This window comes from Streptococcus sp. HMSC074F05 (assembly GCF_001808725.1).
Lineage (GTDB): Bacteria > Bacillota > Bacilli > Lactobacillales > Streptococcaceae > Streptococcus > Streptococcus parasanguinis_I.
Map to the genome: position 1 here is coordinate 520,430 of NZ_KV794411.1, position 11,844 is coordinate 532,273.

The window sequence follows — 11,844 nt, forward strand, 5'->3', positions numbered from 1 at the left end:
ACTTTTGGCACCACATGCCACCAAGAGGACAGCTGCAAAAACAGCTACTACAGCCAAAAGAATACGTTTAAAGTTTTTCATAACTTCTCCTTTTTAGTTAGATTCACCCTATTATATCAACAATTCAGACACACGGCAATGAAATATTACAAATGTAATACTCTTGTAATATATTTATCAACTAATATTAAACGATTAAAAATGCAGGATCCGTACCTACCATTTCTTTTATTTGATCTTTTTAAATTTCGCGTATTTTATGAAATTTATATAGGTGTCGGAATTACTCATGCCAGAATCACTTACATCTTTAATTGTTAATACCCCACCAGAAATTTGATAAGTAATTTTAGTCTTACTATATTCACTTTCCAATATAATTGTTTTAGTTTTTTGATCAACCTTAAAATCATAGGGTAGATTGGTATTTTGAACATTTGATTTTATCTGAACCTTTATGAGGCCTGTTTTGTCCTTAATGATTATCGAAACCTTAAATTTATAATCATCTGAAATGATATAAGCAAGTTGACTTGGTAGCATCTCCCTCACTTCTTCTGTTGAGGGTTCGAATACATAAGTCCCATTATCACTGTTTAGACCACAGGCTACCAAGAGGACTGCTGCAAAAACAGCACCTAAAGCCAAAAGAATCTGTTTGAAAATTTTCATACCTTCTCCTTAGTTCATAGAATATCCCTATTATAGCAACAATCTTGTTGTATCTCAATGAAATATTTGATGATACAGGGCTTGTAAAAATCATAAAAGAAAGAATGCATAAAAAAACCGAGGCCTAAACCTCGGTTTTCATTTTGATTGGAAACTCTATTACTTAAGAGTAACTGAAGCGTCGTTGCTTTAGTTGTTCTCATACAGCTAATTTTCACTCGGTTTCTTTACTTGGCGGGATTGTGGCGGGATTTGCAGTTAGTCCCAGCTCTCCTAACACCTCTGTTATTTCAGCACCGCCAGTAACAATCTGTCTATCATAGAAATGAGAATAGGTGTTTAGTGTTGTAGCTTTGTCCGTTCTTCCTGAACGAGCCGAGACATACAAAACATCTTTTTTTAGAACGTTTATCATAAATGAATCATGACTATGACGTAGACCTTTCCCAGTAATAACCGGAACCTTAGCCGCTAGTGCATGCCTTTTTAACATACGACTTAAGGTAGATTTGTTCATTGGAGAGTTAAACCGTGCTAATACGAAATTATCTTCTCTATTATACACTTGTACAGTTCTCCAATTTTGCAACACTTTAACAGTTTCGTCATCTATTTCTAAGAAACGCATTCCTGCCCTAGTTTTTGTCTGCTCTTTTCGAACGTATTTCCCATTACCTTGATATTCGAGGGTAGACTGAATATGAATAACCTTATTTTTAAGATCTATGTCTGACCACTTTAAACTAAGACCCTCAGAGACTCGCATCCCCGTCATAAAATAAAGCCAGATAGCCGTATAAAACTGCCTCTCTTCATAAACTGTCTGATCAAAAGTTTTTAATACCTTATCAAGTTCCTCTACAGTCCAAAATTCAGTTTTCGGTTTTTCTCCTTTAGGATTGTCTAACTTTCGACAAGGATTATTCTCGATGTATTCCAAGCGTTCTGCATAATTTAAGCACTTCTTCAGTTTACACCAAAGTCCTTTTGCGTAGTTTGGAGAGTAGTCTTCCATTAAAGATAATCTAAAATCTTCGCATTCCCGAATATTGATTTCAGATAATTTCTTGTCAGCAAAAACTTCAATAAAAGTCTTATATTGAGGATAAGCTGTTTGATAGGTTACGGACTGAACAGTTTTCTTATAATAAGGCAAATAAACATCTTCCATAAATTTTGAAAATGGAATATCTAATTGTGGTCTTTTTGCATTGGCACTTGCTATTTTAGCATTGTATTCAGTTCTTATCCTACAGACTTCGTCAAAGGCTTGCTTTTCTGTTTTAAAATCAATTCCAAATTGATCTTTATAAGATTTAACCCTAAACCTCTTTCGGTCACCCGTAGATGGATCTACACTGAATTCAACCTCATAATAAATTTTTCCTTTCTTATTTCGACTTACGCATTTATATTTTTTACTCATTTTGTTCCTTTCTTTCAGAAAGCAACTTAAAGCCGAGTAATTCTTCTACAATATACGTAGGAGCTAAATTAAGACGAGAATTGTCAAAAGGTGATTTACTTAATTTTACCACATTATTTGATAAAGCTCTAGATTCTTCAAATTGACGAACAGCAATTAACTTTGCTTGCCTTATAATATCCCGTGCCGTATGTTCAGGGAAACCTAATTTCATTAATTCTGTATGATTTATTGTTTGCATCATCTATTCCTTCTAATTCTTAATTACAGAGATTTCCATCATTTGATAAGGTTTAGAATAGTTCAACAAATTAGATCATTAACCAAAAGCCTTAAACTACTTTTCTCTAAAATAATTGTACATAGCATAATAGTCAAATTCCATCTTAATGCCAGTTCTTCCATTACGATTTTTTAAAACCACTAGCTCAATTTCTCTAGGATTTCTCGATTTAGCTTCATTAACATCAAAATTTGCTGGTCCAGTCCCCTTAAGTTGTAGTCCAATCAAAACATCGCTAGAATACTCGATTGCTCCGCTCTCCTTGAACGACTGCATACTTACAGTAGATTTGTAGTTTTCCCTATTAAAAGAAGAAATAGCAATAACTGGTGTTTTAAACTCTCGGCTGATCCTTTTCAATTCTATTACCGATCTATCTGTATTTTGTTTTTCAGTTAATCGTACATCCACCGGATATAGAATTTGTAAGTAATCAATAATGACCACGGGTACTTTTCCAGTATATTTGATATGATCTTTAACAGTTCTCCGAATTAGTTCCACACCAATAGGTCCTGTACCTTCGACAATGTAAATATTTTTGCAGTATTGAAAGTAATTTTCTCTAGCTTTTTTAATCAAATCAATCTCTGGGGTGCTGTAACCTGAATATCTACTCCCCTCAGTAATTCCTCGTGCTGTTTTTGCATTTCTGATATCACTATTAGAGGTAATTGATTCGATAACAGTGTGACGACTAATACTTTTACTAATTAATTCCCACCTAGACATTTCAATACTAAAAATCAAAACATCTGTTCCCTGTGCTGCAATTTGATCAGCAATCTGAGTTACAAATGTTGTCTTTCCAAGGGAGGAAATTGCACCAACACAATATAATCCTTCGTAAAGGCCACCTTCTAACAGATCATCTAAACCTTCAAAATTTGTTTTAATACATGTATTATTAGAACCATTCGTAATACCATTAAAAAACTTCGAAAGATGATTAGCTGTTGAATATTCAAGATACCGCTCTTTTTCACTTTTTGTTTGATTGATTGCATTTTCTACCATTTTGTTAAATACTCCTTTATTTTTCACTAACATATCGTTAGGATCTTTTACATCATCAATAGTTAATTTGAAAGAAATAAATTTAATTTTCTTATTTCTAAATTGCTCTGCTAATTTTAGTTCAGCCTCTCTCCCCTTTTCGTCTTGATCTAATGAGAGAATGAATGTACGATCAATTTTTAGATCAGAAACAAGATTAATTAGTTTATTTATATTTCCAATGCTCCCGAGTCCTACTGCCTTTCCACCAACTTCAACGATGCTCATGGCATCTATTTCGCCTTCTACAATAAAAATTGGATCCGTAGATTTTTTGAAGAGTTCGCTTTTATTAAAAATATCGCTCCCTCCCACTTTCTGTTTAGTATAGTTCAATTGAGGTTCGGGTACAGTATCTCTTGTATCACGAGCAAAATAACAACTTTCACTTAAAGGAATAATTAACCGAGGTGTTTCAGGAACTTTAGGATTAGTCACATGGGGATGCTTCCATTTTTTTACATAACCAACTTTAAACCGTTTGACTGTTGAAAAACTCAACCCTCGTTTAAGAAAATAGTCAGTTTCACAAAGATGCTTTGTGGCCTCATTATAGAAGCTTAAAAAATTATCTTTTTTCCCTTCTTCCTTTAAAGGAAAGATAACATTGGAATTCAAACATTCAGTCCTCTGGTCCTTGAATTCATCACATTCAGTTGATAGATTAAACAACTCTCTGACACACTTCAATTGATCCTTAAATTTATCAATTCCATCTACATAGCCGATAAGATCAAAGATATCTCCACCTCTATCACAAGAGAAACATTTCCACTGAGTTTCAGCGTAAATATGAAAAGCTCCAGTTCTATTTCGACCTTCACCACTGTGGCAGACGGGGCAAATATATGCTCCCTTACCACCTTTACGACTTTGTTCAGAGATTTGTTCAATGTATGCTTTCAAATAAGATTTTTCTTCTTCAAACATATTTGTACTCCTTTTTTCATTTCCTGTAAAAAAATTAAATCCGGATTTTTTTCTTTACAGGAAAAATTATAGCATTGCCTTCAATACGAAAATTGAAGGCATATGCTGCTTATTAATATTATTAGTATTGAAAATCAGAAATACTAATAATATCAGTGATACCAAGGATCAAAATTTTTTTAGCAAATTCAACATACCCCATCTTTTAATTCAACATACCCCATACATAAATCCTGATTTAAACGTAGCAAATCGATAAATCAGTGAATTTAAATCCCTGAAACCTTAAAATGAACCCTATATTTTTTAAATTCAAAAAAAGAATCCATCTTTATCTGTTTATCTGATAAACGTTCACAATTTGGATTACAGTATTCCCAACTAACTAGGATTTTATCATCGGCTAGTTTATCAAGTGAATTAGTTAAGCTATCCTCAATTCTTGAACGCCATCCACCTTTTTTCAATCTAACTTCTTCTATTGCTGGAATTTTAGGACATACATTCAATAGAGATTCAACTGATATGACTTCATGAATTTTTTTCTTTCTATTATTATTGATACTTTGATGATAGACTAGTTTCTTTGCTAAAGAATAAACATTTTTACTACGTTCATCAATTTTAAAAAGTCTGAGAGGGAAATTTGTCACATAAGAAGTAATTAAATATCTAACGAATTTTTCAGTCAATTGAACTGTATAAACTCCTTTTTTGCATTTGAATTCCTCAATCAGTTTCATATCTTTGAATTCTTTGATTTCCGATTTTCTCTTTTCTGCAGTACTAATAGAAAGATCGTTTAGCAAGCTTAATGCCTCTTCAATGATACGACGTACATTCTTTTTCGTTGAGATACTTGCTGGTTTAGATTTCCCCATAAGTTCTGCATACTGTTCAATTGAAAATTCAACCAAGCAATTAACAGCCTCTTCTTCACTTAGTCTATATTGGTTCTTCTTCCCAACAAGAAGAATCAATAAATCCAACATCTTCAATACTCGGAGCTTGAAATAATCTTTGTTAGCGTCAAAGTTTTCAATATGAATCGTACCAGTCTCTAAATGAATCGAAGTTTGATTAGTGATCGGATCCCTTACTTTGTCAACTGTTTTCGAATTAACAGAAGTTAGCAAATTCAAAGTTGGTGCATTTAAAATCTTCTCGATTTTCTCATTTTTATCTACAGGCATTATATAACCTCTTTTTTATTTATTTGAAAAGACTTTTGAGAGCAAAAAAAAGAGTTGTAGCTTGATAGCTACAACTCTCTTGCACTCAATAAATTTTCTTTTCATACTTATAGTCTGCCATTTTTTGATGAAAGTAAAAAAAAGAAAAATCAAAAAAAGTCGCTTTTTTTACCAAAAATTGCTCAATTTTCTACTAAAATTTAAAAAGGACACTTTACAAATTGCCCTTTAAAATAGCGGAAACAGTGATATTTAAAGGATTTTAATACACATTATAAGATCTTCCATATAGGATAAAAAATTTTTTTGACCAAATTAAAAAAATTTTTATTAATTTTTTCTAATAACCTTAGACAGGTTATAACCCTAAACGGTCAGAATCCCAATTTCCATAATCATCGTATCCAAAACCATCGGGATCCATTGCATCAATTCCAGCCTGCTCAAGTGAATTACTGCAGAAATTACAATAATAGAAACCAGTTTCTGGATCGCTAAATTCCCAATCAATATCATCTTCATCAAAGTCGTTTCCACATTCAGTACAAACATATTGTCCTACAAATCGATGCATCTCTCTAAATTGCTGCTTTTGTTCATCCGTTCCTCCTCGAACGAAGATTTTACCATTTTTACTATGGCAAAAATGACAGTCTGGAGATTTTCTGTTTTGAGGATAATTTTTATTATTTTTAATTTGTGGTTCCTTCAACACAACCTGCTCATCATTTATAGTACTTATATAGCTTGACTCATTTATATTAGATTCAAAACTTTCATTATAATCATACTCATTCTCATATATTTCTTTCCTATTCCTATCTTCATTTAAAACTTCAACAACACTTTTTAAGATAGTAATAGCTGCATATTCTATAATTTCTACACGATTATCTTTAACCCACTTAAAACTTTTTTGACTCACATCAACCGTTTTGTCTACTATCGCTTGTGACAAATCCTTCATCCCATTTATAAATTTCATCTTTCTCCAAACCCTTCTAAATATAAAATTTTAACGAAATAGTATATTCCTTAAGACTTTTCATTTTATCATGCTTTTGTCTCTTAATAATTATTGGATTTTCAATTTGCTTTTTCCACATCGCAATTCCCTTTCAGTTCGATATATAAATTATAACTCACTTTTACATATTAAGTAATCACTTTTGAGATATTTAGGTCCCGAAAATAGAACTGACATATAATAACTAATCTACATCAAATATAAAATAACACAATTTTAGATTTAACTAAAGTATATTAAAATAAAAATGACATTCAAGAAAGTCATCTTGAATGTCTATATAAGTTAGTATTAGCTTATTTATTAACGTTTTAAGAAATCTGATTCTTTACAAACTTCCTTAAGGCTTATTTTGTCAAAGTTTTATTTTAGGTTGTTTCGAGATCACTTGCTTCCAACATCACACAGATTTTTCTTTTTTGACTTCAAAGTAATTTTATGAATTTAATTAAGATAGAGAGTTTTCATTTTGTTTCTAACACTATCAAGAAACTTAATACTACTATAATTTTTGGATTATTTAACTATTACTAAAGTCTAACCCCTTGTTTATATAAACACAAAATAAATTATTAAACTTTTGTTATAGCTGTTTCTACTATTGTTCCATCATCAACTATCAACAACTCTACAAAAGAAATCTCTAAATAATTTATATCTAAATCATATTTTTTTTCAAGTTTATTAGTATAATCTATATTCTCCTTAAAAACAATATTTTTTTCTTTATCATATATATAAACGCTAATTATAGCGCTATTAGAATATCCATTTAATAAGCAATTAATGGTTAATGTCGATTTATTTAAATTTTGACTATTTCCTAATACAGCATTAAAATCATATACATGTAGTTTAGGAGTACTATAAATAATACTCTCCGAAATTTTGTCTAAGATTGAATCTAACGTTGAATCTAGCATCACATTATTGTTTTGTTTTTCTTCTTCAATAGAGCATACCTTAATTATAAGTTCATTTTCCTCCAAACGTAGTAGATTTGTAATTTCAAACTCTATAGTCTGTTCAAGTCCCTTTGAAAATCCAACAAAGCACCCATTCATCCAAATATACACGGGCAGATTTAAGCTTTGCATTTTCAAGATAATATTTTTAGTAATTAATTTATCTTCACCTTTAAAATGATTAAACAAAGTTACCAATGTAGATTCGTCATCACCATTTTTTTCATTGAAATCTGATTTCATGTAAGTCCAATTATTGTTTAAGTGTATCTTATCTATTTGAAAATAGTCTAGTTGATTTATACCTACATATTTATCAAAATAATAATGCTCAGAATGTTCAGGTAATTGATTGACTCCTGTTATAGCAGAATTTTTCAACCAGCTATATTCCACTTTAATATTTTTCATCTCTAATACCTCTTTGTAAAGCAATTTATTTTCACATTCCTCCGTCTACTTAATGCGATATATTAGAAAAAACAGAGTCTGCTTTACCAGACTCTGCATATGTTATTTAGTTGCTGGTTGTTGCTGTGTAATACAGTGAATATTACCACCACCATATGCAATCTCTGTAGTTTCAACTCCAACAACTTTACGATCAGGGAACATTGCTTGCACTTGTTTAACCGCTAATGCATCATTCTCATCACCATATTGAGGGAGAATAATTCCCCCATTCACTATTAAGAAATTCAAATATGATGCAATTGCAACTTCTCCTTCCTCTCTTGGAATAGCCCCTTCTGAAAAATCAATCGAATCTGCATCTTTTAGATAGCACGGCTTCTTAGTAACGCACATTTTATGTACTTTTAATTTTCTGCCTTTTGCATCTGTTTGTTCACTTAGGAATTCAAACGCAGCTTTTGCTTCCTTGTAGAAAGGATGGCTTTCATCTTCAGTGTAAATACATGCAACTTCTCCAGGTTTTACAAAACATGCTACATCATCAATATGACCATTCGTTTCATATGGGTCAATACCATCTTTCACCCAAATTACTTTTTCACAATTCAAATAATCTTTTAATTTTTGTTCAATTTCTTCTTTTGACAAATGTGGGTTTCGACTTGGATGAAGAAGACACATTTCAGTAACCATCACTGTACCTTCACCATCAACGTGAATTGATCCACCTTCTAAAACGAAATCCTCTGTTTTATAAGAATCAGTATTTGTTAATTCACAAACTTTTCTTGCAACAAGCGCATCTTGATCCCAAGGGAAATAGAGTCCATCGACTAGACCTCCCCAAGCATTAAATTCCCAATCTACTGCACGACGTTCACCTTTATCATTTATAAGAAATGTAGGACCACAGTCGCGAATCCACGAATCATCATTTGTCATCTCAATTACTCTGATATTTTCGCAATTAAGAGCAGATACACGAGCGATAGCATTTTCAAATTGAAGAGGTGGTACACAAAGTGAAACTGGTTCAAATTCACTAATGGCTTTGGCAACATCTAAAAATGCTTTTTGAGCAGGTTTGGCTCCTAAACGCCAATTATCATTTCGCCATGGCCATAACATCCAAATTTGTTCTTGTTCTTCGAATTCTCCTGGCATTCGAAATCCATCTACTTTAGGGGTTGTCCCCACAATACGTTTAGACATCTCAAGTCCTCCTTTTATTGTATTGGTATTTAGTTACTATCATTTTTTGATTTTTTTCACACGAATAATAACTTCACCTAAGATAAGACAAACTAATGAACCGATAGTTACAGGTAATTTATCAGCCAATGTTACTTCATCAAAAGATAATGGGAACGCTGTAAATAAAAGCGAAATCAAAATCATAACAATTGGAATTACAACCATAATTTTTAAAATAAAATCACTTCCTCCTACTTTAAAAGGTCGAGGAGTTTCTGGATCTATTTTTCTTAACTTATAAAATGCTGGAAAAACTGGTATATAAGAAAGTAAAAACATAACAAGGTTCAATGAGAAGAACGCCCAAAACAGATCCTGATTTGGCAATATTGGTGCAATTACTACTACAAATGTTGCAACAAAACCATTTGCTAAAGCCGATCCAATTGGCATGTTATTCTTTTTACTACGTTTTGCAAAAAACTTTGGCATATCTCCATTTTCAGCAGCATAACATGCCGTGTTATTTACTCCTAATGACCATGAAATCATATTTCCAAAAAGAGTTAGTAAGAATAGAAATGCCATTAAAATTATAAACCATCCATTTTCTGATCCGGTCAAAAGTTTAAAGCTATCCATCATACCACTACTAGTAGAAATTTTATCAACAGGAATCGCTACACCAATACCAAATGCAGAAAATATATAAATAGCAGCTATAACTAAACCTGCAACAATTATAGATTGTGGTATTTGTTTTTTGGGATTCTCCATATCATCCGCACACGTACAAATAACCTCAAAGCCAAGTAGATTAAAAATAATAACAGAAATAAATGATAGACTGTTTAAATCAAATGATGGTAAAAGTGAATCCAACGTAATTTTATTAGCCATTCCTTTTGTAAAGGCAATATATAATCCCAAGACTCCTACTAATAGAGCTAATATCATTTTTATAATTGCCGCACCATTGAGAATCCATACGCTATCACTTGCAGGATAAAAGCTTATCCATATAATTAACCAAATAAATACAAGTTCAATTAATAATGTCCAGAACGTCGAAAACTCAACTCCTGTAATCGTTGTCAACAAGCCAGGTGTCATAACAGCTAGTGATGCTAACCACAATGGAAAATTAATCCAATAATACCAGGAGGTCCTTGAGCCCCATCGGTGTCCAAACGCCTTCGTCACCCAATCATAGATTCCACCATCACCTATATAAGTAGTACCTAATTCAGCTGAAATCAATCCGTATGGTAACAAAAAGGCAATTAATAAAAATAACCACCAAAAGAATTGAGAATTCCCAATCGCTGCAACTGGAGCTGCAGCTTCTGCAACAAATACTACACATATTACAGTTAATACTGTAGTAAACAAACTAAATTTTTTCTTTTCTTCCATTTTTTTCTCCTTCCTTTAAGAGGAGAGTTATAACATCGTCAATTTAAAGTAAATTGAACCTTTTTATTTTAAAAATGATTCCAGTTCTGCTTTAGCTATAGATTGTTTTTCAAGGTCATATGGATGTCGTTTTTCAAAATCACGAAGTAGATAAACTAAGATACCTCGCATTGAAGTTAAACGATTTTCCGCCTCATCAAAACAAACTGAATTTGGGCCATCCATCACTTCATCAGACACTTCTTCGCCACGTGTAGCAGGTAAACAGTGCATGAACTTACAATTTTCTCCTGCTTTTGCCATCATCTCTGAATCAACATGATATTTAGGATAGAAAATCTTCATACGTTCTTCTTCTGATAATTCCGCTTCATATAGGCCATACCATACATCAGTGTATAAGAAATCTGCACCAGTAATTGAATCTATATCATCAGTTACCAAATATTTACCACCTGATAGTTTACAAATTTCATCATATTTTGACTTATGCATATCATTTAATTGGAATCCCTTCGGACCGAAGTGAACAAATTCCATACCCATTTTCAATGTTATTAATCCTAAAGAAAAGCATACTTGAGTTGCATCCCCTACAAATACTACTTTACAATCTTCTAATTTTTTTCCTTTCGGCAAGTTTTCAATAATCGTAATCAGATCTCCCAATTCTTGTGTAGGATGATTATAATCACTCATACCATTAATTACTGGTACTTGAGAAAATTTTGCTAAATCAACTACACTCTTATGACGCTCAACACGTGCCATTATAATATCTGTTAAGCGAGAAATCACGGTTGCTGTATCTTCTAGTGTTTCGTGTCCTCCTAGTTGAATTTGACCAGGTGCCAAATATTGTGCGTGCCCTCCAAGTTGAGTCATAGCGGTTTCAAAAGAAATCCGTGTTCTTGTAGATGATTGTTGAAAAATCATACCTAGAGTTTTATTTTTCAACAAAGGTGGGTAATACCCATTTTTAATACAAGCTTTAATCTTAAGAGATAGCTCAGCCATTTCTAAAAGTTGCTCTTTAGAGAACTCTTCTGTTGTAATATAATCAATTTTATTGCTCATAATTGAGACCTCCTGTGTTGTTATGCTCTAATGATATTGCAAAATTTTCTAGTTTGCGATAAACTTAAAGGTGTAAACCCTCTTTTTTAAAAGTTTAAGTACTAAACCCAGTATTTATGCTTTTAAAAATGTAATGCTATTTTAAATATAAACTCCCTATTTTATTGCTTTTAAATAAAGTTTAGAGTTTT

Annotated in this window: 10 protein-coding genes; all 10 read right to left on the bottom strand. The window is 32.1% G+C overall.

Annotated elements, in window-relative coordinates; translation table 11 throughout:
• Positions 1 to 228 precede the first annotated feature (228 nt).
• Entirely contained in the window at positions 229 to 672 is a 444-nt protein-coding gene (locus HMPREF2685_RS06335; protein ID WP_045759483.1) for a hypothetical protein, read from the bottom strand.
• Between the two features lie 214 nt (positions 673 to 886).
• On the bottom strand, positions 887 to 2,098 hold the full coding sequence (locus tag HMPREF2685_RS06340; RefSeq protein WP_070465938.1) for a tyrosine-type recombinase/integrase: 1,212 nt from the start codon (positions 2,096 to 2,098) through the stop codon (positions 887 to 889).
• A complete protein-coding gene (locus tag HMPREF2685_RS06345) occupies positions 2,091 to 2,342 on the bottom strand; it encodes a DUF3173 family protein (protein ID WP_070465940.1) in 252 nt (83 codons plus the stop codon). Before HMPREF2685_RS06345 ends, HMPREF2685_RS06340 begins: the two co-directional genes overlap by 8 nt.
• Before the next feature lie 93 nt (positions 2,343 to 2,435).
• A complete protein-coding gene (locus tag HMPREF2685_RS06350) occupies positions 2,436 to 4,367 on the bottom strand; it encodes a DnaB-like helicase C-terminal domain-containing protein (RefSeq protein ID WP_070465942.1) in 1,932 nt (643 codons plus the stop codon).
• 269 nt (positions 4,368 to 4,636) lie between these two features.
• Entirely contained in the window at positions 4,637 to 5,560 is a 924-nt protein-coding gene (locus HMPREF2685_RS06355; RefSeq protein ID WP_070465943.1) for a hypothetical protein, read from the bottom strand.
• Positions 5,561 to 5,918: 358 nt separating this feature from the next.
• Entirely contained in the window at positions 5,919 to 6,545 is a 627-nt protein-coding gene (locus HMPREF2685_RS10865; RefSeq protein ID WP_261710335.1) for a hypothetical protein, read from the bottom strand.
• Between the two features lie 614 nt (positions 6,546 to 7,159).
• Entirely contained in the window at positions 7,160 to 7,963 is an 804-nt protein-coding gene (locus HMPREF2685_RS06365) for a glycoside hydrolase family 2 protein (protein ID WP_070465944.1), read from the bottom strand.
• A gap of 102 nt (positions 7,964 to 8,065) precedes the next feature.
• Positions 8,066 to 9,178, bottom strand: coding sequence for an agmatine deiminase (aguA, locus tag HMPREF2685_RS06370; RefSeq protein WP_070465945.1), 1,113 nt, complete (start codon positions 9,176 to 9,178; stop codon positions 8,066 to 8,068).
• A gap of 39 nt (positions 9,179 to 9,217) precedes the next feature.
• Entirely contained in the window at positions 9,218 to 10,576 is a 1,359-nt protein-coding gene (locus HMPREF2685_RS06375; protein ID WP_003011838.1) for an APC family permease, read from the bottom strand.
• A gap of 63 nt (positions 10,577 to 10,639) precedes the next feature.
• Complete coding sequence (gene ptcA / locus HMPREF2685_RS06380; protein WP_070465947.1) at positions 10,640 to 11,653, bottom strand: putrescine carbamoyltransferase; 1,014 nt, start codon at positions 11,651 to 11,653, stop codon at positions 10,640 to 10,642.
• Positions 11,654 to 11,844 lie beyond the last annotated feature (191 nt).

Excerpts from the sequence above, each read along its gene's own strand:
- HMPREF2685_RS06335 (WP_045759483.1), bottom strand. The coding sequence starts at position 672 with ATGAAAATTTTCAAACAGATTCTTTTGGCTTTAGGTGCTGTTTTTGCA.
- HMPREF2685_RS06340 (WP_070465938.1), bottom strand. The coding sequence starts at position 2,098 with ATGAGTAAAAAATATAAATGCGTAAGTCGAAATAAGAAAGGAAAAATT.
- HMPREF2685_RS06345 (WP_070465940.1), bottom strand. The coding sequence starts at position 2,342 with ATGATGCAAACAATAAATCATACAGAATTAATGAAATTAGGTTTCCCT.
- HMPREF2685_RS06350 (WP_070465942.1), bottom strand. The coding sequence starts at position 4,367 with ATGTTTGAAGAAGAAAAATCTTATTTGAAAGCATACATTGAACAAATC.
- HMPREF2685_RS06355 (WP_070465943.1), bottom strand. The coding sequence starts at position 5,560 with ATGCCTGTAGATAAAAATGAGAAAATCGAGAAGATTTTAAATGCACCA.
- HMPREF2685_RS10865 (WP_261710335.1), bottom strand. The coding sequence starts at position 6,545 with ATGAAATTTATAAATGGGATGAAGGATTTGTCACAAGCGATAGTAGAC.
- HMPREF2685_RS06365 (WP_070465944.1), bottom strand. The coding sequence starts at position 7,963 with ATGAAAAATATTAAAGTGGAATATAGCTGGTTGAAAAATTCTGCTATA.
- aguA (WP_070465945.1), bottom strand. The coding sequence starts at position 9,178 with ATGTCTAAACGTATTGTGGGGACAACCCCTAAAGTAGATGGATTTCGA.
- HMPREF2685_RS06375 (WP_003011838.1), bottom strand. The coding sequence starts at position 10,576 with ATGGAAGAAAAGAAAAAATTTAGTTTGTTTACTACAGTATTAACTGTA.
- ptcA (WP_070465947.1), bottom strand. The coding sequence starts at position 11,653 with ATGAGCAATAAAATTGATTATATTACAACAGAAGAGTTCTCTAAAGAG.